The 22,430-nt window shown below is 50.3% G+C and carries 18 protein-coding genes, 6 tRNA genes and 1 pseudogene; 5 read left to right on the top strand and 20 right to left on the bottom strand.

Going from position 1 to position 22,430, the window contains the following annotated elements; translation table 11 throughout:
- Positions 1-36 precede the first annotated feature (36 nt).
- Genes C2M29_RS14370 through leuS form a run of 9 tightly spaced genes read right to left on the bottom strand, consistent with a single transcriptional unit; the run spans position 37 to position 9,423 of the window.
- On the bottom strand, positions 37-828 hold the full coding sequence (locus C2M29_RS14370) for a septal ring lytic transglycosylase RlpA family protein (RefSeq protein WP_105190442.1): 792 nt from the start codon (positions 826-828) through the stop codon (positions 37-39).
- Positions 828-1,931 (bottom strand): rod shape-determining protein RodA, encoded by a 1,104-nt coding sequence (gene rodA, locus C2M29_RS14365; protein ID WP_105190441.1) that lies wholly within the window; start codon positions 1,929-1,931, stop codon positions 828-830. Before rodA ends, C2M29_RS14370 begins: the two co-directional genes overlap by 1 nt.
- The gene (gene mrdA / locus C2M29_RS14360; RefSeq protein WP_105190440.1) at positions 1,928-3,811 is read right to left on the bottom strand and encodes a penicillin-binding protein 2; all 1,884 of its coding nucleotides are present in this window, start codon (positions 3,809-3,811) and stop codon (positions 1,928-1,930) included. Before mrdA ends, rodA begins: the two co-directional genes overlap by 4 nt.
- A 9-nt stretch (positions 3,812-3,820) precedes the next feature.
- A complete protein-coding gene (gene rlmH, locus C2M29_RS14355) occupies positions 3,821-4,291 on the bottom strand; it encodes a 23S rRNA (pseudouridine(1915)-N(3))-methyltransferase RlmH (RefSeq protein ID WP_105190439.1) in 471 nt (156 codons plus the stop codon).
- Positions 4,292-4,294: 3 nt separating this feature from the next.
- Complete coding sequence (rsfS, locus tag C2M29_RS14350; protein WP_105190438.1) at positions 4,295-4,612, bottom strand: ribosome silencing factor; 318 nt, start codon at positions 4,610-4,612, stop codon at positions 4,295-4,297.
- Between the two features lie 51 nt (positions 4,613-4,663).
- Positions 4,664-5,308 (bottom strand): nicotinate-nucleotide adenylyltransferase, encoded by a 645-nt coding sequence (nadD, locus tag C2M29_RS14345; protein ID WP_105190437.1) that lies wholly within the window; start codon positions 5,306-5,308, stop codon positions 4,664-4,666.
- Positions 5,309-5,310: 2 nt separating this feature from the next.
- Positions 5,311-6,345, bottom strand: a complete 1,035-nt coding sequence (gene holA / locus C2M29_RS14340) for a DNA polymerase III subunit delta (protein WP_105190436.1) — start codon at positions 6,343-6,345, stop codon at positions 5,311-5,313.
- A complete protein-coding gene (locus C2M29_RS14335) occupies positions 6,345-6,839 on the bottom strand; it encodes an LPS-assembly lipoprotein LptE (protein WP_105190435.1) in 495 nt (164 codons plus the stop codon). Before C2M29_RS14335 ends, holA begins: the two co-directional genes overlap by 1 nt.
- A gap of 1 nt (position 6,840) precedes the next feature.
- Positions 6,841-9,423, bottom strand: coding sequence for a leucine--tRNA ligase (gene leuS, locus C2M29_RS14330; RefSeq protein ID WP_105190434.1), 2,583 nt, complete (start codon positions 9,421-9,423; stop codon positions 6,841-6,843).
- Between the two features lie 166 nt (positions 9,424-9,589).
- Here leuS and C2M29_RS14325 point away from each other — a divergent pair, with 166 nt between their 5' ends.
- From C2M29_RS14325 to C2M29_RS14310, 4 genes and pseudogenes are all read left to right on the top strand, one after another.
- Positions 9,590-10,048: a zinc ribbon-containing protein gene (locus C2M29_RS14325; RefSeq protein ID WP_105190433.1), complete on the top strand. Its 459-nt coding sequence runs from the start codon at positions 9,590-9,592 to the stop codon at positions 10,046-10,048.
- A gap of 63 nt (positions 10,049-10,111) precedes the next feature.
- Positions 10,112-12,520 (top strand): Lon protease family protein, encoded by a 2,409-nt coding sequence (locus C2M29_RS14320; protein WP_105190432.1) that lies wholly within the window; start codon positions 10,112-10,114, stop codon positions 12,518-12,520.
- Complete coding sequence (locus tag C2M29_RS14315; protein WP_105190431.1) at positions 12,513-12,986, top strand: FKBP-type peptidyl-prolyl cis-trans isomerase; 474 nt, start codon at positions 12,513-12,515, stop codon at positions 12,984-12,986. The genes C2M29_RS14320 and C2M29_RS14315 overlap by 8 nt, the downstream gene beginning before the upstream one ends.
- Positions 12,987-13,148: 162 nt before the next feature.
- Positions 13,149-14,451: pseudogene (locus C2M29_RS14310) on the top strand (amidohydrolase).
- A 27-nt stretch (positions 14,452-14,478) separates the two neighbouring features.
- Here C2M29_RS14310 and lnt read toward each other — a convergent pair.
- Genes lnt through miaB form a run of 5 tightly spaced genes read right to left on the bottom strand, consistent with a single transcriptional unit; the run spans position 14,479 to position 19,928 of the window.
- Complete coding sequence (lnt, locus tag C2M29_RS14305) at positions 14,479-16,032, bottom strand: apolipoprotein N-acyltransferase (RefSeq protein ID WP_105190430.1); 1,554 nt, start codon at positions 16,030-16,032, stop codon at positions 14,479-14,481.
- A complete protein-coding gene (gene corC, locus C2M29_RS14300) occupies positions 16,007-16,888 on the bottom strand; it encodes a CNNM family magnesium/cobalt transport protein CorC (RefSeq protein WP_105190429.1) in 882 nt (293 codons plus the stop codon). Before corC ends, lnt begins: the two co-directional genes overlap by 26 nt.
- Positions 16,889-16,948: 60 nt before the next feature.
- Positions 16,949-17,410 (bottom strand): rRNA maturation RNase YbeY, encoded by a 462-nt coding sequence (gene ybeY, locus C2M29_RS14295; RefSeq protein ID WP_105190428.1) that lies wholly within the window; start codon positions 17,408-17,410, stop codon positions 16,949-16,951.
- Positions 17,407-18,438 (bottom strand): PhoH family protein, encoded by a 1,032-nt coding sequence (locus C2M29_RS14290; RefSeq protein ID WP_105190676.1) that lies wholly within the window; start codon positions 18,436-18,438, stop codon positions 17,407-17,409. Before C2M29_RS14290 ends, ybeY begins: the two co-directional genes overlap by 4 nt.
- A 53-nt stretch (positions 18,439-18,491) precedes the next feature.
- Positions 18,492-19,928, bottom strand: a complete 1,437-nt coding sequence (gene miaB, locus C2M29_RS14285) for a tRNA (N6-isopentenyl adenosine(37)-C2)-methylthiotransferase MiaB (protein ID WP_105190427.1) — start codon at positions 19,926-19,928, stop codon at positions 18,492-18,494.
- Positions 19,929-20,195: 267 nt separating this feature from the next.
- Here miaB and C2M29_RS14280 point away from each other — a divergent pair, with 267 nt between their 5' ends.
- On the top strand, positions 20,196-21,356 hold the full coding sequence (locus tag C2M29_RS14280; protein ID WP_105190426.1) for an FAD-dependent oxidoreductase: 1,161 nt from the start codon (positions 20,196-20,198) through the stop codon (positions 21,354-21,356).
- Positions 21,357-21,517: 161 nt separating this feature from the next.
- Here C2M29_RS14280 and C2M29_RS14275 read toward each other — a convergent pair.
- The 6 genes from C2M29_RS14275 to C2M29_RS14250 all read right to left on the bottom strand — a co-directional run bounded on the left by C2M29_RS14275 (position 21,518) and on the right by C2M29_RS14250 (position 22,261).
- Positions 21,518-21,602: transfer RNA gene (locus C2M29_RS14275), tRNA-Leu, on the bottom strand.
- A 121-nt stretch (positions 21,603-21,723) separates the two neighbouring features.
- Positions 21,724-21,798, bottom strand: a tRNA-Gln gene (locus tag C2M29_RS14270).
- 46 nt (positions 21,799-21,844) lie between these two features.
- Positions 21,845-21,929, bottom strand: a tRNA-Leu gene (locus tag C2M29_RS14265).
- Between the two features lie 18 nt (positions 21,930-21,947).
- Positions 21,948-22,022: transfer RNA gene (locus tag C2M29_RS14260), tRNA-Gln, on the bottom strand.
- Positions 22,023-22,060: 38 nt separating this feature from the next.
- Positions 22,061-22,145: transfer RNA gene (locus tag C2M29_RS14255), tRNA-Leu, on the bottom strand.
- Between the two features lie 39 nt (positions 22,146-22,184).
- Positions 22,185-22,261 (bottom strand) — tRNA-Met (locus C2M29_RS14250).
- Between the last annotated feature and the right edge of the window lie 169 nt (positions 22,262-22,430).

Here is a 22,430-nt window from a genome sequence, read left to right as displayed (position 1 = left end):
ATCTGTTTTGGGTGAAAATGCGATTATGGTGTTATCTTAAAGGGCTTGGTCGTCATAAAGCAAGAAAGCTTGGGCGAACCGACTACTTTTTAATTGCTCTAATAACGTTTTAGCCTGTTGCTCGTCGCTTATTGGACCTAAGCGGAGGCGAAAAATTCCATCTTTTTGCTGTTTAATATGGGTCGGCACCTGATAATCCTGCTCTAGCTGGAGTGCCAGCGCCTGAATGTTAGCCAATTTTGACCCTGCAGCAACCTGAATGTACTTAGTGCGAGGCTTAGCGTCCGCTAGGGTAACGGCTTCGAGCTTAACCTTGGCTGTACCCTTTAAGTGATAACCCAGTTTATACGCGGCGGCGTAGGATAAATCTATGATGCGGTCTTCATGGAAGGGACCGCGATCGTTAACTCTGACCACCACGCTTTGGCCGTTGTCGATATTGGTGACGCGCACAAAGCTGGGCAATGGCAAGGTTTTATGGGCTGCGGTCATGGCAAACATATCGTATACCTCGCCGTTGGAGGTGTGATAGCCGTGAAACTTGCGTCCGTACCAAGAGGCAATACCGGTTTGAGTGAAACCGGTTTCATCAAATATGGGCACATAGTGCTTGCCCCTGACCTGGTAGGGACGATTGGCAGCGGCACTTTTTGCTTCATCCGTTACCACCGCATCTTGCAGTTCCAAATCGGTAGGGTGGCGCAGCGGTGCGGCATCATGCTCCATATGGTAGCGGCCGGCCTGCCCTTTACCTGATGTTCCCTGAGGAGCACTACAGGCGGTAATTAATAAAGTTAGTGAGACGAGAAAAAGCGCGCGCAAAGCCATTATTTATTCAACATCCGTTTTTCGGTGGCGATACTCATTATGATGCCAAAGCCTGCGAGCAGTGTCACCATAGATGTGCCTCCGTAGCTTATAAGCGGCAGGGGTACACCTACCACGGGCAATAATCCCGAAACCATGCCGATATTTACAAAGACATAGACAAAGAAAGTCAGGGTGAGGGCGCCGGCCAGCAGTTTTCCGAAGGCCTCTTGAGCGTTTACGGCGATATAGAGACCGCGGGCGATTATAAAAAGGTAGACACCGAGCAAGAATAAGACGCCGATCAGGCCAAACTCTTCGCTCAGTACCGAGAAAATAAAGTCGGTATGACGCTCGGGGAGGAATTCCAGCTGTGACTGGGTACCCTGTAGCCAGCCCTTGCCTTCAATACCACCGGAGCCTATGGCTATTTTCGACTGGATAATATGGTAACCGGACCCTAATGGATCGCTTTCTGGGTTGAGGAAGGTTAACACCCGCTGCTTTTGATAGGCGTGCATGCCGTAGTGCCAAAACAGCGGCGCACCGGCACCGACCAACACCGCCAAAGAGCCGATCAGGCGCCAACTGACACCGGCCAAAAACAGCACAAAGATGCCCGAGCTGGCGATTAGAATCGAGGTCCCTAAATCCGGCTGCTCCTTAATGAGCAAGGTTGGCACCATGACTATCACTAGGCCGATAAAGAGGTTGCTTAATTTCGGCGGTAAATGGTTGCGACCTATATACCAGGCGACGCACATGGGTACCGCTAATTTCATGATTTCCGAGGGCTGAAAGCGAATACCTATGTTAAGCCAGCGTTGCGCGCCTTTGGAGCTGACACCGACAAAGAGCACGGCAACCAGCATTAGGGTGCCAACAAGATAGACGGGGATCACCACACGTTTTAGCGTGCTCGGCGAGATCTGCGCACACAGCATCATGGCAATGAAGGCGCCGCCCATGCGGGTACTGTGGCGCATCATCATACCCGTGTCCTGACCACTGGCGCTGTACACTATGGCCAGACTGCCAATCATCATGGCCAGCAGTGCTAAAAAGAGTGGCAGGTCAATATGCACACGCTGCCAAATTGAAACCTTGCTGGTTACCGGCATCATGACTGCGGCTCCTTCTTGCCTTGGCTAATAGGGTTAGCGATGAAATAATAATCCATCACCTGACGGGCGATCGGGGCCGCCACCGAGGCACCGCCGCCGGTATTCTCTACGATAATGGTGACCACGATTTGCGGGTCGTTAAAGGGAGCAAAGCCCACATAGATGGCGTTATCACGGTGGCGCTCTTTGAGTTTATCGGCCTCGTAGCGTTCACCCTGAGCAATACTGACTACTTGCGCCGTCCCGGTCTTACCGGCCGGATCGTAGGTGGCACCTTTAAAGGCCTTATGCGCCGTACCTGTGACCTTGGTCACGGTATTATGCATGGCGTCTAGGGCTATTTGCCAATGCCTTGGGTTGTTCAACTCAATCGGTGGCTTTTCATCATTATTGATGTCTTCCACTTCCTCATCGCGGCGTAACTGTTGTACCAGGTGCGGCGGATGGTGTTTGCCCTTGTTAACCAATATATTGATGGAGTTGGCGATTTGAATCGGTGTTGCGGTCCAATAGCCCTGACCTATGCCCACAGATATGGTGTCGCCGCGCCACCAGGGCTCGCGAAAACGACCTTCTTTCCACTCCCGCGAGGGCAAAATGGCGGTGGTTTCTTCTTTGATATCAATGCCGGAGAGATCGCCAAAGCCAAATTGTGCCATAAAATCACTGATCTTGGTGATGCCGGCGCGATAGGCGATATCGTAAAAATAGGTGTCGCATGACTCTTCAATGGCCTTGTATACGTCAACATGGCCGTGGCCCCAGCGGCGCCAGTCTCGCCATTTGTGCTCGACATTGGGAATTTGGAAAAATCCCGGATCGTACATCTTAGTCTGCTCGGTCACTAAGCCTTCTTCCATGCCGAAAATTGCCATATGCGGTTTGATGGTTGAAGCCGGAGCATAACGTCCTTGGGTGGCACGGTTGATCAGTGGCCTATCGGGATTTAATAAGGCCTTATAATCCGCCGAGCTGATGCCATGGACAAACAGGTTGGGGTCGTAGCTGGGGTTGGAATACAGGGCAAGGATGCCGCCGGTTTTGGCATCAAGGGCAATCACCGCGCCGCGTTTATCCTCCAAACTCAATTGGGCGATTTGTTGTAAACCAATGTCTATTGTTAACACCAGATCTTTACCCGGCACCGGAGCGGTTTCATCCAGACTGCGTAGCACCCGACCACGGTTGTTAATCTCCACCGACTGTGAACCCACTTCGCCGTGTAATTCGGTTTCATAAAACTTTTCTAAGCCCAATTTACCGAAATCCCGCGTGGCGCGGTAGTTTGTGGCCAGATCTTCAGCCTCTAGCTGAGCCAGCTCTTTTTTATTGAGTTTGGCCACATAGCCGAGCGCATGGGTGAGGGTATCGCCATAGGGGTAAGAGCGGGCTAGGCGGGCCTCTATGCTAAAACCGGGAAACTTATGCTGATTAACGGAAAAGAGTGCCACTTCCTTTTCATCAAGGCGGCTTTTAAGTACCTGGCTCTTAAAGCGGCGGTTATGACGGATGTCGTCTAAAAATTCTTCACGTTGTTGCTCACTAATGTCGATCAGCTTGCCAATGTCATTGAGTGCGGCATCGAGATCATCAACTTCTTCGGGGATCACCTCGAGGTTATACACCGGCTTGTTTTCCGCCAGCAGGTTACCGTTACGATCATAGATCAGACCTCGGTTAGGGGCGATAGGGATCACCTTAATGCGGTTATCGTTGGAACGTGTTTGATAACTCTTGTGAGCAACTATTTGTAAATTATAAAGATTTGAAATTAATACCGCGACCAGAAGCAACACAAAAACAAAGGCGGTAAAGGCCCGCCGCGCAAACAAATTGGCCTCGGCGGAATGGTCGCGGATCGGAGTGCGTTGGCGCAGCATGGTTTGTTATTATTCTCGATGATAAGGGTGGTTGTTGTTTAAGCTCCAGCCTCGGTACAGGCTTTCAGCTACAATAATGCGGACCAAGGGGTGTGGCAAGGTCAAATTCGATAATGACCATTTTTGTTCCGAGCGGGCGATACACTCGGGTGCCAGACCTTCCGGACCACCGATCAATAAACTGACATCTCGGCCATCGAGTTGCCATTTTTCCATCGCTTTAGCCAATTGATGGGTGTCCATGGCCTTACCGGTAACCTCCAGGGTGACGATGCGATTGCCCTTTGGAATAGCGGCCAGGGTGCGTTCACCTTCTTGCTGCAAGATACGTTTGATATCGGCATTCTTGCCGCGTTTTCCGGCGGGGATCTCTATCAGCTCCAGCGCCATGTCTTTAGGAAAGCGGCGCTGATATTCGCTAAAGCCCGCTTCAACCCAAGCAGGCATCTTGGTGCCCACGGCGACCAATTGGATTTTCACCGCCTAACCCCAGAGCTTTTCTAACTGATAGAAGTCACGGGTTTCATCTTGCATGACATGGACGATTACATCGCCAAGGTCGACCAAGACCCACTCGCCAACGTCCTGACCTTCTTGGCCGATCACGTCGAGATTATGTTCTTTGGCTTCTTTGGCAAGATGGTGAGCAATAGATTGTACCTGGCGTTTGGAGTTACCAGAGCACACCACCATGTAGTCGGTAATGTCTGAGCTTTCGCGCACGTCTAAAGTGATCACGTCGCGGGCTTTCATGTCGTCAATTTTGTCTAATGCAAAGTCAAGGAGTTCGTTGGTTTGCAAAATACACTCTCTGTTTAATCTAATTCATTCAAGCGGGTGATATTACCATTTTTAACCGGGCATATACAGGCGCTTATCGCGGATATATTGGCTAACGGCAGCGGGGATTAAATCTTCGCAGGGCTCCCCACGTTGCAAACGCTCACGTACTTGGGTCGAAGAAACCGCCCGTTGCGGCCCGGCCAAAAAGTATACCAGTCCCGCATGTTTAGACTCCAATGCAGCGCCTTGGTTGCATTGGTGCTGGTTTAAATAGGCCTGCAACTGAGGTGAGGGATCAAGGCGCTCATCGGGGCGTTGGTACACCACCAGGTGACAGAGTTCAAGAATGTCGCGCCATTGATACCAGGAATCAAAGCCGTTAAATGAGTCCATGCCCAATAAAAACAGGATTGGCTCCTGCTCGCGACCGCTGGCATCAAGTTCGCTGCGTAATTCCTGCAGGCTCAACAGTGAATAAGAGGGGCCGCTGCGATGCAACTCTCGCTCATCGATGGCAAAGCGGGGCTCGGCGGCGATGGCTAATTGCAGCATCGCCAGCTTATCGGCATTGTCGATACCGCTTGCCTGTTTATGAGCGGGAACCCGGTTGGGCATAAAAAATAAGGTGTCACCGCCGAAATGCTCAAGGCATTGTTCGGCCATATTCAGATGGGCAAAATGCACCGGATCAAAGGTGCCGCCAAATAACAACATGCTTACTCCACAAAGCTAGGTGCGGCAAAAGGCAGTGAACGGCAAAAGCTGACGCTGATGTGAGCCAGCATGGGATACGGAGAGCCCAGTTTGCCACTTTTGTAGGCGCTATCGAAATCCGCAAGCAGGTCCAGTAATTCACTTACGTGCTCGCTGCGCAGGCGCTGCAGAGCCTGGCTGTATAAGCCTTGCTGGTTTTTCCAAATCGCCAATTGCTTGCAGGCGTTGTTAAAGTCATGTCCTGTTTGTTGCAATGTCTGCAGCTTCTGTAACTGCTGCGCTTCTTTGGTTAATGCCCAGGCGATGGCGGTGGGCTCGGTATTGTCGTTTTGCAATCGAGTTAATACCTGGATGGCTTTATTGCTATCGCCAAGCAAGATGGCATTGGCCAAATCGAAGATATCGAATTTGTTTTGATTCAGTAAGGTGCCCAGCAGAGTGCGGCCGTTGATAGCGCGCTGCCCATAGAGCAGGGAAAGCTTTTCCAGCTCCTGGTAGCACGCCAGCAGGTTGCCTTCTGTGGTGTCGAGCAAGACCTGTTTCGCGTCGCCTTCTAGGTTTAACTGCAGGCGGCGGCAATGGCCATCGAGCCAGCGTCGTAAATGGTTGCCCGTCAAGGGGTAGCAGGGGATAAACAGACCCTGCTGATCTAAGGCTTTAAACCAGGCGCTGCGCTGAATTTCCTGGGATGCCTTCATGCCGTGAAGCACGATAACACAATCCGGGTTGGGCGATTGTACATAGTTTTTCAGGTGCTCGGCCCCGGTTTTTCCCGGTTTTTGGCCCGCCATATCCACTTCAATCAGGGTGCGGGCACTAAAGAGCGACATGCTTTGATAATGGGCGTCTAGCTCCTGCCAATCGAATTGCGCTCCGGCGCTAAGCTTAATGACTTCATCGAAGCCTTGCTGCTTAGCACTGTGGCGAATTTGCTGCACACATTCGCTGACCTGAAAGGGCTCTTCACCGAAGACCATATAAAATGGCGCTAACCCCTTTTGTAGCTGTTGCGGCAGTTGATTAGCGTAAACGCGCATTAGAGCTGGGCCAACTCACGGACGATACGACGACTCGCCTGTTTGCGCAGCTCGCCAAGCAAGATGGTCATCTCATTGGCTTTAGCTAAGGCATTATCCGGATCGTCCTGATAATTGCGATAGAGCTCAAAGTATTGCTCAATTGGCTTGGCATTGGCGCGTTCGAGGCGATAAGAGACCGAATAAATCAGCTCATATTCCGCCACCTGACCATTTTTAAACAGCGACAGAACGCGTCTGTCGAGGCCGTCGGCGTTAAGGGTAAGTGTGGGGGAATTGGCGCTGAGGTTTTGATTAACCTGAACGTTGCCACGTTCAAGCTCCTTTAATACCTCGGCGTAAAGCGCTGAGTTAGGGTCTGTCGCCGTGACTTCCAGGGTCATGAGATCCGCGGGTAGGTCAGAAGCTCTTTTTAAATGAAAGCCACAGCCGCTTAGCATAAGCGCTAAGCAGCCGAGCATCATAAGGTTGAGCAAACGCGATGGGGCGAACATCTTAGTTCGCCACCACGTTAAGTACTTTACCTTTGATATAAATCACTTTACGCACAGTGAGGCCTTCGGTGAATTTCTGCACATTGGCATCGGCAAAGGCAGCTTTTTCTACCGCTTCTTGATCGGCATCCGCCGCAAGCGTCAGCTTCGCACGCACCTTACCGTTGATCTGTACAACAACCAGCTTTTCACTTTCAACCATAGCCGCTTCATCGGCAACCGGCCAGCTAGCGTCAAGCACATCGCCTTCTTTACCCAGGTCTTGCCATAGCTGGTGTGACAGGTGCGGCGTGATCGGCGCAAGCATGATCAACATGGCTTCAAGTGCTTCATTAGCAACCGCTTTGTCACCTTCGCTCTCAAGTGGTGCCTTGATCAGCTTATTCGATAGCTCCATCACCGCGGCAATGGCGGTGTTGAAGGTTTGACGGCGCTCTAGGTCATCGGTGATCTTGGCAATGGCTTTGTGTAGTTCACGGCGTAGCTCTTTTTGCTCTTTCGAAAGCGCAGCAACATCTAGCGCAACGAAGCCCGCATTTTTCACATCAACAGCGTACTTGTACACACGTTTGATAAAGCGGTGTGCACCTTCCACACCCGAATCTGACCATTCCAGCGTTTGCTCAGGTGGTGCGGTAAACATCATAAACAAGCGTACGGTGTCGGCACCGTATTGCTCGATAACCTGTTGCGGGTCGATACCGTTATTTTTCGACTTCGACATCTTGCTCATACCGGCACTTTCTACCGGCTGGCCGTCATCTTTATGCCAGGCCTTAATAATACGGCCCTTATCGTCTTTTTCGGTTTCAACGTCTGTGGGTGAAATCCAGATGTCACCGCCTTTTTCATCCTTACGGAAGTAAGTTTCCGCAAGTACCATGCCCTGACAAAGCAGGCGCTCGAACGGTTCGTCCGAATTAACCAGACCGAAGTCGCGCAGCAGCTTGTGGAAGAAGCGGGCATAAAGCAGGTGCAAAATAGCGTGTTCGATACCGCCAATGTATTGGTTTACCGGTAGCCAGTAGTTGGCCGCACCCGGCTCCAGCATGCCTTCATCGTAGCGCGGGCTACAGTAACGGGCGTAGTACCAAGACGACTCCATAAAGGTGTCGAAGGTGTCTGTTTCGTGGAATACGGTTTCACCGTTGATGGTTGCTTTGGCCCACTCTGGATCGGATTTGAGCGGCGAGGTTACACCGTCCATGACCACGTCTTCAGGCAAGCGCACCGGCAGCATGTCTTCAGGTGCGGCCAGCTCAGAGCCATCTTCTTTATTTAGCATAGGAATAGGAGAGCCCCAGTAACGCTGACGGCTCACACCCCAGTCGCGCAGACGGAAGTTTACCTTGCGCTCACCCACGCCAAGCTCGGTAAGCTTGTCGGCAATGGCATTAAAAGCGCCATCAAAATCCAGGCCGTCAAACTCACCAGAGTTAACCAGCGTGCCTTTTTCCGTGTAAGCGGCTTTTGTTAGATCGCACTCGTCACCGTCATTGGCGGCAATAACCTGTTTGATCTCAAGGCCATAGGCGGTAGCAAACTCGAAGTCGCGTTGGTCGTGCGCCGGGACGGCCATAACCGCACCCGAACCGTAATCCATCAATACGAAGTTGGCGATCCAGATAGGCACTTCCTGACCCGTTAATGGGTGAATGGCGTATAGACCGGTGGCGATACCCTTTTTCTCCATGGTGGCAACGTCTGCTTCGGCCACTTTGGTGTTTTTACACTCTTCAACGAAAGCCGCTACCTCGGCATTGGCTGCAGCCGCTTCTTGGGCAATCGGGTGTGCTGCGGCCACGGCCACATAGCTTACGCCCATAAAGGTATCGGGACGGGTAGTGTAAACGCTGAATTCACCTTTGCCATCGGCACGTTTAAAGGTGATATCCACGCCTTCAGAGCGGCCAATCCAGTTACGCTGCATGGTGCGTACTTGCTCAGGCCAGTGCTCAAGTTTGTCTAAGTCATCTAGCAATTCTTGGGCGTAGTCGGTGATTTTAATAAACCACTGCGGAATTTCTTTTTGTTCAACCACGGCACCTGAACGCCAGCCTTTACCGTCAATGACCTGCTCGTTGGCAAGCACGGTTTGGTCTACTGGGTCCCAGTTAACCGTTGACATTTTCTTGTATACCAAGCCTTTTTCGTAAAGCTTAGTGAAGAACCACTGTTCCCACTTATAGTATTCAGGGTGACAGGTGGCGATTTCGCGGTCCCAGTCATAACCAAAGCCAAGCAATTTCAGCTGGTTACGCATGTAATCAATATTTTGATAGGTCCAGTTAGCCGGCGCGGTGTTGTTTTTAATTGCGGCGTTTTCCGCAGGCAGACCAAAAGCATCCCAACCCATAGGCTGCATGACGTTTTTGCCTTGCAGGCGTTGGAAGCGAGAAACTACATCACCAATGGTGTAGTTGCGCACATGACCCATGTGCAGTCGACCACTGGGGTAAGGGAACATGGAGAGACAGTAAAACTTCTCTTTCGATTCGTCTTCTGTGACCTTAAATACCTTGTTTTCTTCCCAGTATGACTGGGCTTTCGCTTCAATTTCCTGCGGGTTATATTGCTCTTGCATCTACTCTTCCAGACTTCTTGCAAAATGATGACAAATTTGCCCGATAGCATACCCCAAATCTATGGCTAATCACAGCAAGGGACAGGCTTTTTTGTCGCCATTATTGAATTGTCGATAGGCGGACTATAGTTAACTAGTAGAGGTGAATTTTGTGCAAGGAGTCAATATGGCAGATTATCGTCAATGGTTATCGCATCTTAGCGACTGGCTAAAGGATGTTAACGACCATGAAGTCAAAGACATGGTGGCAAGTTTTTTAGAGTCTAAGCAAGCACTGAAGGATTTAAGCAAGGATAAATACGAAGAGTATAAGCGCTATCTGGCCCGGGATATCGACCATTTTATCGAGCACGAGAGCTATTATAATTCACTGGCGTGGCAGGAACTCAAAGAGAGTCTTTGGTATGAGCTGGCCCATATCGAAGACAAGTCCCAGCTAGAGTGGCAGGCGCTGAGCCAAGACTTTAAACATAAAGGGGTTTATCATAGCGGAGAATGGATAGCCATGGGCACCTTAGTGTGCCAAAATTGCCATCAGAAGGTAGATGTTTACCACCCCAGTGAAATCTTGCCCTGCACCGAGTGCGGTGGCATTCACTTTAATCGTCAGGCGCTGCAGCCATAGTCAGTCTGAGCGGCGTTAAAAATAACAAGGGCTCGGCAATGGGCCCAGCAAAAGACGTGTTGTATGAAACATAAGACATCAGGCGCTGTTAGCTCCTTAAGTGCTAGCGCTCTTGCGCCGCAAATTTCCGAAAATCACATTCGTACTTGCCTCACTCACCCTTATCCAGAAGAGCTGCCTTTTATCGGCCAAAAACGTGCCGATAGCGCCCTCGATTTTGCTTTGGGCATGCATTTGCCCGGTTACAATGCCTATGTGATGGGCGAGCCGGCGCTAGGACGATATACCTTGGTGCAACATAAGCTTCAGCAATATGCCAAGGACAGGGAAACGCCCAGAGAATGGTTGTATGTGAATAACTACCAGGATCACCGCGAACCCATTGCCTTGTTGATGAATCCGGGCGAAGGGCAGATTTTGGTCGATGATATCGATGCCGTGCTCGAGGAAATTCTGGATACCTTTCCTGCTGCCTTTGACAACCCTGGCTATCAGCGCAAGAAAAAGTCCATCGACCGTGAATTTGAAGACAAATACGAAGATGCGCTGGCTCATGTCGAGGAGCTGGCCAGTGAACACAGTGTTGAGCTGATCGAGGATCAAAACAACGTTGGCTTTGTGCCCATAGTAAACAACCAACGTCTAAGCGATGAGCAATTTAGCGCCCTCGACGAGCACATTCAGGAGCGTTTTATTAGCGCTATTACCGAGCTTGAAGACGCCTTAATCGATGCCTTGATCGAGCTGCCGAAATGGAAGCGCGAGTCCAGCGAAGCGCTGCGTAAGCTGAAAAAGGCCACCGCAGAGGCGGCCATTAAGCCGTTATTGCGCGAGCTGGAGCACAAATACGCCACCCATATCGGCGTGTTGCGCTATTTAAAAGATCTGCGCTCCGAGCTGGTCGATACCGTACTGGAGTGGCTCGATGAAGAGCAGAGCAATGACAAGAGCGAAGAAGAGTATGACCGCAAGGAAATGCTTACCGAATTCTTTGCCCCAAACCTGCTGGTGCCTTACAAGGAAAACGATGCGGCACCAGTGATCTACGAGCCGAACCCGACCTTCGGGAACCTCTTTGGTAAGATTGAATACTCCACCTCGCAAGGGTCTTTGGTCACCAGTTATCGCAGTATTCAGCCCGGCGCCTTACATCGCGCCAATGGCGGTTACTTGATCATGGATGCGGAGAAGGTGATGGCCAACGCCCAGGTGTGGGACGGGTTAAAGCTGTCGTTAAAAACCCATCAGATCAAAAATGACTTACCCTATCAGGACAGCTCGGTAGGCAGCAGTTTTACCCTGCGCCCGCAGCTTATTCCTTTGGATGTTAAAGTCATCTTGCTGGGCTCGCGCGAACTCTATTACACCTTGAACGAATACGATGAAGAATTTGCCGAGCACTTCAGGGTACTGGCGGATTTCGATTTCTATCTTCCGGGGACGGATAAATACCAGTACCAGTTTATTAGCAAGGTACAGGAATATTGTCGCGAGACCTTGAAAACCGAGGTCAATTGCGATGCCATGTCATTATTGCTGCGCTTTAGCCATCGTCAGGCCGAACACCAACAAAAACTCTCGGCGCGCTTTGCCGATTTGATGGAGTTGGTGGCGGAGGCCAGCTATTACGCTCGCCAGGATCAGAGCGAGCAAATCCATGCCAGTCATGTCCACGAAGCGCTGGCTGGCAAGGAGTACCGTACCGGGCAAATGAGCGAACACATGCTCAGCGATATTCGTGAAGGCCACATTTTGATTGCCACCGAGGGCAAGGCCGTAGGCATGGTCAATGGCCTAACGGTTTTACATGTGGGTGATACTTCTTTTGGTACTCCGGCGCGCATCAGTGCTTCTGTGTATGCCGGTAGCGATGGCGTTATCGATATCGAGCGTGAGGCGGAGCTGGGTAAGGCGATTCACTCTAAAGGAGTGATGTTGCTGACCGGTTATCTTGGCAGCAAATATGCCCAGGATTTCAGCCTGACCCTCAGCGCCAATATTGCTATCGAGCAAAGCTATGGGTATATCGATGGCGACAGTGCGTCTTTGGCGGAACTGTGCGCCTTGGTCTCGAGTATTACTCGGGTGCCAATCGATCAAGGTATCGCCATGACAGGTTCGATTAACCAACGTGGTGAGGTACAGGCCATTGGCGGTGTGAATGAAAAAATTGAAGGGTTCTTCAAGCTCTGTCAAATGCGTGGCTTAAGTGGCGAGCAAGGGGTTATTATTCCGAAGTCAAACTGCGTAAACCTAGTGCTGAATCAAGATGTGATCGATGCGGTGGAACAGGGGCGTTTTCATATCTACCCGGTGGCCAGTGTCGATGAAGCCCTTAGCCTGCTGACGGGTAAGGAATGTGGTGAGCGTAAAGATGGCGCTTATCCCAAGGGCAGTATCCACGACCTAGCTATGAACAGACTGCGCGAAATTGCCGCCATTGTCGGTGGGGAGGACGAAGACGATGCTTAATCTTATTTTGTCTGCGATCATCCTGGTGTTACTGGTTTTGACCATACGCGGGCACCTGCGTAATCGCAAGGTCGCGGCGGTTAATAAGCAAAAGGAAGCCGACTTCTTTGCCAAAAACAAAGAGCAGGATAGCCTGGAAGAGCTGCCAAGTGGGGTGCAAATCCTGTGGCATACCCGTAGCGATGAAGGAGCACGGCCAGAGCCAACATCCAAGGTGTGTGTGCACTATCGTGGCACCCTGATCGATGGACGCGAGTTTGACAGCTCCTTTAAACGTGACAAGCCCCTAGATTTTAAATTGAATCAGGTGATCAAGGGCTGGCAATTGGGGCTGCAACAAATGCGTGTGGGCGATAAGGCCACCTTGTATATTCCCGCTCATCTTGCCTATGGTGATCGCCGCGTGGGAATTATCGAACCGGCTAGTCCCCTCGTTTTTGAGGTTGAACTACTGCGCCTCGGTTAACTGAGTACCAATCAATCAAAAAAACCACCGCCTCTGCGGTGGTTTTTTATACCTGCCTTTTGTCGCATTGTGCTTTTGATTGCTCCCCTGATAGCCTACTTTTAGTACAGCTGTGCCGTTCACAGAGCCAGCAGCCAAATGCATTCAACAGGGGATGAATCAATGAAACTACGTAAGCCATTATGCCACGCACTGCTTTTTAGCGCCTTTACGGGCCTGAGCGCGCACACTTATGCCGCCTCTTTAGCGGCGCAAATCGATACCGCTAATGCCGAGGTAGGGGAGAAGTAGATCGAATGGCGTCGTCATTTACATCAATACCCTGAGCTTAGTAACCGTGAGTTTACTACCGCCAAATATATCGCCGAGCACCTCAAAAGTTTAGGTCTAGAGGTACAAACTGGCGTTGCCCATACTGGGGTGGTGGCAAAAATTAAGGGTGGCAAAAGTGGCCCTTTGATTGCGTTGCGCGCCGATATGGATGCTCTGCCGGTGACCGAGCAGGTAGACTTACCCTTTGCCTCAAAGCAAACGTCCAGCTATCGCGGTGAAGACGTGGGCGTGATGCATGCCTGTGGCCATGACGCTCACGTGGCCATCCTGATGGCGGTGGCACAGTCGCTGGTGGCGTTACAAGATCAGCTTGCCGGCGATGTATTATTGATATTTCAACCCGCGGAAGAAGGGGCGCCCCAAGGTGAGGAGGGGGGCCGAGCTGATGCTGAAAGAAGGTTTGTTTGCCGAAAAGCCGGAGGCGGTTTTCGGTTTGCATGTGACCTCGTCATTAAACAGTGGCCAGATAGGTTTGCGTTCGGGGCCGCTAATGGCCAGCTCGGATGCCTTTAGCATCACGGTCAGTGGCCGTCAGACCCATGGTTCGAGGCCGTGGAATGGCATAGATCCTATCGTGGCGTCCAGTCAAATTATTATGGCCACCCAAACCATAGCTTCACGGCAGGTGGATGTCACTAAGGCGCCTTCGGTTATTTCCTTCGGAGCCATAAAAGGTGGCGTGCGTAATAACATTATTCCCGATGAGGTGGAAATGGTCGGTACCATTCGTACCTTTGATCAGGATATGCGCGCCGACATTAAAAAGCGCTTAAAGCATACCGCCGAATTAACCGCACAGGCAGCTGGAGCCAAGGCCGAGGTGCATATAGACCATGGTTACCCGGTGACGGTCAATAACCCGGTATTAACGGCGCAGATGATGCCTACCCTGGAGCAGGCGGCGGGTAAGGATAATGTCATTATCACCGATTTGATCACCGGTGCCGAAGACTTTTCATACTATGCCTTGGAAACACCGGGAATGTTCTTTTTCTTAGGGATCACACCGGCAGATCAGGATGCGAAAACGGCGCCAAGCAATCACTCACCGCACTTTTATATCGATGAGCAGGGGTTGCCTTTGGGCGTGAAGGCCTTAACTAATCTGGTGTTTGATTATCTGGATAAGTAACTTTGATTAAGAGAGTAAAACAGGCGCTTATTCAGCGCCTTTTTTACGTCGGTAGGTATTACCCATGCTAAGCAGTGCAAACCCAATCAGCAAAAGCCATACCGGCCATTGACCCTGGCGCGCATAAAAGCTGTCGCCAGCGATAAGCTGTACGTCAGTGAGCAGCACATCATCGGCGAACTGGGGCAGGCTCACTTGTTTTTGCGTCAGCGGATCATAGACTCCGGTCACCCCGGTGTTGGTAACGCGAACCAGGGGTCGCATCAGCTCCAATGCCCGCATGCGTGATATTTGCATATGTTGATGGGGGCCGTGCGAGTCGCCAAACCAGGCGTCATTACTGACGGTAAAGAGAATATCCGAGTCACTGCGATAGTTGGCACGAACCAAATCGGGGAAGGCGATTTCGTAGCAAATTGCCGGCAAAATATGATAGCCGTTGGCAATTAGGTTATTCTGCACCCGTTCACCGCGACTAAAGCTCGACATGGGCAAGTCGAATAGCGGTGCGATGGGGCGTAACAGGTCTTCAAAAGGCACAAATTCGCCAATGGGCAACAATTGGTGTTTGCGATAGCGATTTTTATGCAGGTAATTATATTGCCCTTCATCACTGTCGGCCTCTTGTTTACCGACAACCACAAGGGTGTTATAAGCCTTACGGGTATCATACTGATAATCGACTATACCGGTGATCAGAGCACTGTTGTTAAAGACCGCGGCCTTATCCAGAGAGCGCAGAAAGTCTCCGGCCAGTGATTCCAGCTCGGGTACCGCTGCCTCAGGCCATACCACCAGATCCGCCTGCCAATGCTTGCGGGTCATATCCTGATATTTGAGCATGGTCGGCCAGAAGTTCTCCGGCTCCCAGCGCATGCTCTGCTTAATATTACCTTGCACCAGGGCTACGGACAGGTGCTTGTTAGCATAGGTATTAGCAGGCGCAAAGTGCGCGATAAGCGAGATCACGGTCACGAGTGCACTGATGCCAACCAAGGGTTGCCAGGCACGCTTATGGACCAAGATGAACAGGCTATAACCGAGTGCCAATACGATACTAGCGAGGCCAAATTCGCCGACCAGGGGGGCCAGCATGTTGAGCTGAGAATCGGTTTGCGTATAGCCAAGGGACAGCCAGGGAAAGCCGGTTAACAGGGTGCTACGCAACCATTCAGCAAATGCAAAGCTTATCAAAAAGGGTGCAAACCAGCTGCCGGTACGACGATAGCACCAGGCGGTAAGTGCCAGCGCCAAGGCCGGATACAGGGCCAAATAACCTACCAGTAGGGCCATTACTGCCAGGGATGCGATAATGGGCAAACCACCGAACTCGGCGATGGAAACATGAACCCAGCTAATACCGGCACCAAACCAGCCGAGGCCAAAGGTAAAGCCGTACCAGGCTGCTTTTTTCGGTGGGTGTTGATAACTGCACCAGCTCAATAGAGCGATGCTAATAAAGGCGATGGGCCAGAGTGAAAAAGGAGCGTAGGCGAGGGTTAAAACAAGGCCGGCCACGAAGGCCAGCCAGGTTTTATTATCCCTTAAGGCGCCCTTAAGCCGCGTCAGAGTCTTCGCCATCGTTGGATTTTGGCAGAGTGACTTGCAGCTGCAAAATACGACGGCTGTCGGAGTTTGTTACCTTAAACTGCAAAGGGTCAATGTCGATGATTTCACCGCGCCCAGGCATATGGCCAAAGGCATGGAGTACAATACCACCTATGGTATCGGCCTCATTGGTATCGAAATCGGTATTGAATTTATCGTTAAATTCGTCGATAGGAGTGAGGGCTTGCACCGAAAACACATGTTTTGAAATCTGCTTGATTTGCAGATTTTCTTCCTCATCATCGTGCTCATCTTCGATTTCGCCGACGATAATTTCCAATATGTCTTCAATGGTTACCAGGCCGGATACACCACCATATTCATCAATTACAATGGCCATATGGTAGCGTTGCTGGCGGAACTCGTTAAGCAAGGTATCAACGCGCTTGCTTTCGGGCACCACCACAACCGGACGCAATACTTCGCGTAAAGTGGGAAGATCGGCTTTTTTATCCATGAGGAGGGGAAGCAAATCTTTTGCCAGCAAAATCCCTTCAATATGATCTTTGTCCTCGCAGACCACAGGGAAACGCGAGTGCGACGACTCGATCATCTGCGGTAATTGGTCGAACAAGGGCTTGTCGACATCCAGGGTGATCATATGTGAGCGGGGGATCATGATATCCCGTACTTTGAGTTCAGATACACCCAAAACACCTTCAATCATTTCCTTGGTTTCCGGATCGATCAGATCGCGCTCCTGGGCGTCTGAGATCACTTCTGCCAGCTGTTCCTTATTTTGGGGCTCCCCTTGAAACATCTGGCTGATACGATCAATCCAGGATTTTCCAGAAGAACCCTCTCTACTATGCGAGTTTTCGTCGCTCATTAGCTTTATGCGCTCCAAGTTGAATTAATTCCGATAATGAGACCTTGCTCACTATTGGGATTAACACTCATCATCCCTGTATGGGTCGCTAATATTTATGCTGGCCAGCAGACGCTTTTCCAAGGCTTCCATAATCTCGGCATCTGTCTCATTTATATGGTCATAGCCAAGCAAATGCAAGCATCCGTGCACCACCATGTGGGCAAAGTGGTCATGAAACGCTTTTTGCTGCTCCAGCGCTTCACCATATACTACTTGCGGGCAAATAATCAAATCACCCACCAAGGGTAATTCGATACCGGCAGGGGCGTCAAACTCAAAGGATAAGACATTGGTCGGCTTGTCTTTACCACGATAGCTGTGGTTCAGGCTTTGGCTTTCCTGTTCATCGGCGATGCGAATGGTGACCTCGGAGTCGGGTTTAAGCTCATCAAGCACCAGCGCCGCCCAACGTTGAAATTGGGCCTCGCTGGGTAAGTTATCAAACTCACAGGCTATTTGCAGATCGACGGTGGTGCTCATTGGTCTGACTCTTTTCTGGCTTGCTCTTTTTGCAGGCGCTTAGCACGCTCTGCTTCATCGTGCACTTCATAGGCTTCGACGATACGCGCTACCACTGGGTGACGCACGACGTCATGAGACTGGAAGAAATTAAAGCTAATTTCATCGACATCACTGAGCACTTCGATGGCATGACGCAGGCCCGAGCGAGCACCACGAGGTAAGTCGACCTGAGTGATATCACCTGTGATCACCGCCTTGGAATTAAAGCCGATACGGGTGAGGAACATCTTCATTTGTTCCACCGTGGTGTTTTGGCTCTCATCGAGAATGATAAAGGCGTCATTTAAGGTGCGACCACGCATATAGGCTAGCGGCGCAACCTCAATCACGTTTTTCTCAATTAGACGCTCGACCTTTTCAAAGCCCAGCATTTCAAACAGGGCATCGTAGAGTGGGCGCAAATAGGGGTCGATTTTCTGGGTTAAGTCACCCGGCAAGAAACCCAGCTTTTCACCGGCTTCCACTGCTGGACGAGTAAGCAAAATGCGGCGGATTTCCTGGCGTTCTAACGCATCGACGGCGGCTGCAACCGCCAAATAGGTTTTACCCGTACCGGCAGGACCAATACCAAAACAAATGTCATGATTAAGAATGTTGGCCACATACTGGCTTTGATTTGGATTACGTGGCTTTACCACACCACGGCGGGTTTTAATAAAGACTTCTTTGCCCCACACACTGGGGGCTTCCTGCTCTAGGACATCGGCTTCAATGATGGCCAGATGCACATGCTCAGGCTCGATTTCTTTTTGTTTGCCTTTGACCGGCGCGGTTTCAACATACAGGCTTTTAATGATTTCGCCTGCGGCCTTTGCCGTGTGTGGTTTGCCGGTTATTTTAAAGAGGTTTTCGCGGTGCGCAATTTCAACTCCCAGGCGACGCTCGATGTGTTTTATATTCTCGTCAAAAGGACCGCATAAGGAAGAAAGGCGGGCATTATCGGACGGTTCTAAATAAATATCGATGTTCTTTAACTGGTTACTCAAAGTTGCTTCCTGTTGATTGGCGCCGCGGCATGGGCCACAGCGCATTATTTTTATTAATTAGGGGTAAAAGTACCCACGCCAATCTCGTTGGTTTGCTCTTCACTCGGCACCTTGGCGAGAATATCGCTTGGAGCCACGTCACGACGCAGATTCATATCTGCTTCGGTACGGATAAGTTCACCACGCAGCGAGTTTGGTAACGCTTCGGTAATACGTACATCGACAAATTGACCGATCACCGAATGTGGACCTTCAAAGTTTACCACACGGTTGTTCTCGGTACGGCCGCGTAGTTCCATCGGGTTCTTTTTCGATGGTCCTTCAACCAAAATGCGTTGCTCGGTACCAAACATATCACGGCTGATCTTCTGTGCCATTTGGTTGATGCGATCTTGTAAAATGTAAAGGCGTTGCTTTTTCTCGTCTTCGCTTACGTCATCCGGTAAATCGGCCGCTGGCGTACCCGGGCGGGCGCTATAGATAAAGCTAAAGCTCATATCGAAGCCGATGTCATTAATAAGCTTCATGGTTGCTTCGAAGTCTTCGGTGGTTTCACCTGGGAAGCCGATGATGAAATCCGAGCTCATGCTGATATTCGGGCGCACCTTGCGCAGGGCACGAATTGTCGACTTGTATTCCATCGCCATGTGACCACGTTTCATCAGATTAAGAATGCGGTCCGAGCCACTTTGCACTGGCAAGTGTAAGTGATCAACTAGCTCAGGCACATCGGCATAGGCATCGATGATGTCTTGCGTAAATTCAACCGGGTGCGACGTGGTGTAACGAATACGGTCGATACCATCGATGGCGGCAACATAACGCAGTAGATCTGAGAAATAGCAAATCTCGCCGTCATGGGTGGCACCACGGTAGGCATTTACGTTTTGACCAAGCAGGTTTACTTCACGCACGCCTTGCTCGGCTAATTGAGCCACTTCAAGCAACACATCATCAAGAGGGCGGCTTACTTCTTCACCACGGGTGTAAGGCACCACGCAGAAGGTACAGTATTTAGAGCAACCTTCCATAATTGAAACGAATGCACTTGGGCCTTCTGCTTTAGGCTCTGGCAAACGGTCGAACTTCTCGATTTCCGGGAAGGTAATATCGACTACCGAGCCTTCTTTGGCCTGTACTTGCTGGATCATTTCCGGCAGGCGGTGCAAGGTTTGCGGGCCAAATACGATGTCTACAAAAGGTGCGCGTTGGCGAATAGAGTCGCCTTCTTGTGAGGCCACACAGCCACCCACACCGATAACCAGGTCCGGGTTTTTATCTTTTAACGGCTTCCAGCGACCTAACTGGTGGAATACTTTCTCTTGTGCTTTTTCACGGATAGAACAGGTGTTAAGCAAAATAACATCCGCATCTTCGGCCTCTTCGGTCAGTTGATAACCATTGGTATCATCTAGAAGATCCGCCATTTTCTGGGAGTCATATTCATTCATCTGACAACCCCAGGTTTTAATATGCAGCTTTTTGCTCATTGAAATATTGCCTCGTTTTCAATCCGGTACTGACTATGCACGACTAGGCCAAGTTAATACTCTGGACCTGTGGTCATTGACTTAGCTTAGCCTAAAGGACGCGTATTTTATATGCTATCGCGCTATGAGCCAAGTATAGTTTTGATATTTGCCGCGCCACAGTGCAGTAAATCAAAGATGCTTGACATCTTGATGCCAGCAACTGCCATTTGCATAAAGAACTGGGTTACAATTGAGCCAGCGAAACAAGAATAAGAGACAAGGCCAATGAGTGTAAAACAGGTGCTGATTGTCGGTGGCGGTATGGTGGGCGCAGCCTGTGCCATCAAGCTTGCCAAGCAGGGCATGCAGGTATGCGTTATCGAGCAGCAGGTAATAGACCCGCAGGCGGTACTACAAAGCGACCAGGTCGATATTCGCGTATCCGCCATTAACCGCTTCTCCGAACAGCTTCTGGATGAGTTGGGCGCCATGCCGGCTTTGCGTCAAAACCGTATAGCCCAATATACTCAATTGGAGGCGTACGAAGACAAGCCTGAGCAGTTGCTGTTTGACAGCCAGGAACTCGGTGCCAGTCATTTAGGACACCTGGTGGAGAACAAACTTATTCAGGCGGCCTTATGGGCCCAGTTTGAAAAGTACGACATTAAGGTATGCTCACCCGAGGGGCAGGCCCAGCAATTGCTGCAGACGCCTCAGGGGGCCACCCTAATCTATGAACACGAGCAATTCGAGTGTGATTTGATTATTGCCGCCGATGGTGGCCGCTCTCGTATTCGTCAATTGGCGGGAATTGGTGTGACCGGTTGGCAATACCAGCAGCACTGCATGGGCATACTGATAAAGCTTGACGCACCACAACAAACGAAAACCTGGCAACAATTTAAACCCACTGGCCCGATTGCTTTTCTGCCTATGCAATATCCCTATGCCAATCTCATTTGGTATGACGAAGGGTCGAAACTTAAAGCGTTACAACAGTTGGACGGAGCCACCCTTAAGCAGCGTATTCAAGAGCACTTCTTTGAGCTTCCGGGCGACTTTGAAGTGGTGACAGCGGCGGTGTTCCCTCTGGCCCGCCAACATGCAAATACCTATGTGAGCAAGCGCCTCGCTTTAGTAGGGGATGCGGCGCATACAATTAACCCGCTAGCGGGGCAGGGAGTTAATTTAGGCTTTAAAGACGTTGTCGCCCTGACACACGCACTCGAAGGTTGCGAGTCTCTGGATGACGCCTTAAACCGCTATCAACGCCAAAGACGAGGTGAGAACTTACTGATGATGAGCATGATGGATGCGTGCTACTTTGGCTTCTCAAATAGCCTATCTCCGTTGAAGAGGCTACGCAATCTCGCTTTATCTGCGGCAAATAAATCAGGACCAATTAAAAGACAAGTATTAAAACACGCCATGGGCGGCGTTACTTGATTGTAAAACGAAGGCAAACGTTTTTGAGCTGCTCAATAGGGCAGCTTTTTTGTGCCAGAGCAAGAAGGGAAAATAAAAACAGATGGAGAGTAATTTAATCACTCTGAGATTTTTACGAATTAAGATAGAGGTTTTGAAGGATAACTTAGAAGATTAATACATGGTGCGGAAGGTGAGACTTGAACTCACACATCCGAAGATACTGGAACCTAAATCCAGCGCGTCTACCAATTCCGCCACTCCCGCAATGTATTATTCACATTTTGATAGGGAATCTAAATCCAGCGTCTAAGTCAAGACAACTGCCAATTCGCGCTATCGCAATGTATTTTCGGCATATTCTCAAATTCTAGATGACTCTAGAAAATGGCTGGAGTACCAGGATTTGAACCTGGGAATGGCGGGATCAAAACCCGCTGCCTTACCGCTTGGCGATACTCCAACGATACACCAAAAAGAGCTGATTATTTTAGTTCTTATCGAGAACATGGTGCGGAAGGTGAGACTTGAACTCACACATCCGAAGATACTGGAACCTAAATCCAGCGCGTCTACCAATTCCGCCACTCCCGCATTTATCTCAAGAAGAGATGGCTGGAGTACCAGGATTTGAACCTGGGAATGGCGGGATCAAAACCCGCTGCCTGACCGCTTGGCGATACTCCAGCAATAGAGTTTGATAGTTTTAATTCTTATCAAGAACATGGTGCGGAAGGTGAGACTTGAACTCACACATCCGAAGATACTGGAACCTAAATCCAGCGCGTCTACCAATTCCGCCACTCCCGCATACAAACTAGCATAACCATTTTCTTTGGTAGTTGAAAATGGTGGCTACGCCCTGATTTGAACAGGGGACCCCATCATTATGAGTGATGTGCTCTAACCAACTGAGCTACGTAGCCAACTTTTGTTTGTCATCATCGCTGATGCGGGGCGTATTATGCTGATATGGTGAAACCGCGTCAACACCTTTTTTGATAAAAACATATTCAGGATGAACCGTTTGCCTGAAAAACAAACGAAGCGAGTGAAAATCGACTTATCTTGCTTAAAAAGCCTACAAAAAAGCCC

Source organism: Pseudoalteromonas sp. T1lg48, from assembly GCF_002964785.1.
GTDB lineage: Bacteria > Pseudomonadota > Gammaproteobacteria > Enterobacterales > Alteromonadaceae > Pseudoalteromonas.
Note: the sequence above shows the minus strand (reverse complement) of the source record. Positions and strands in the feature narration are given on the sequence as shown.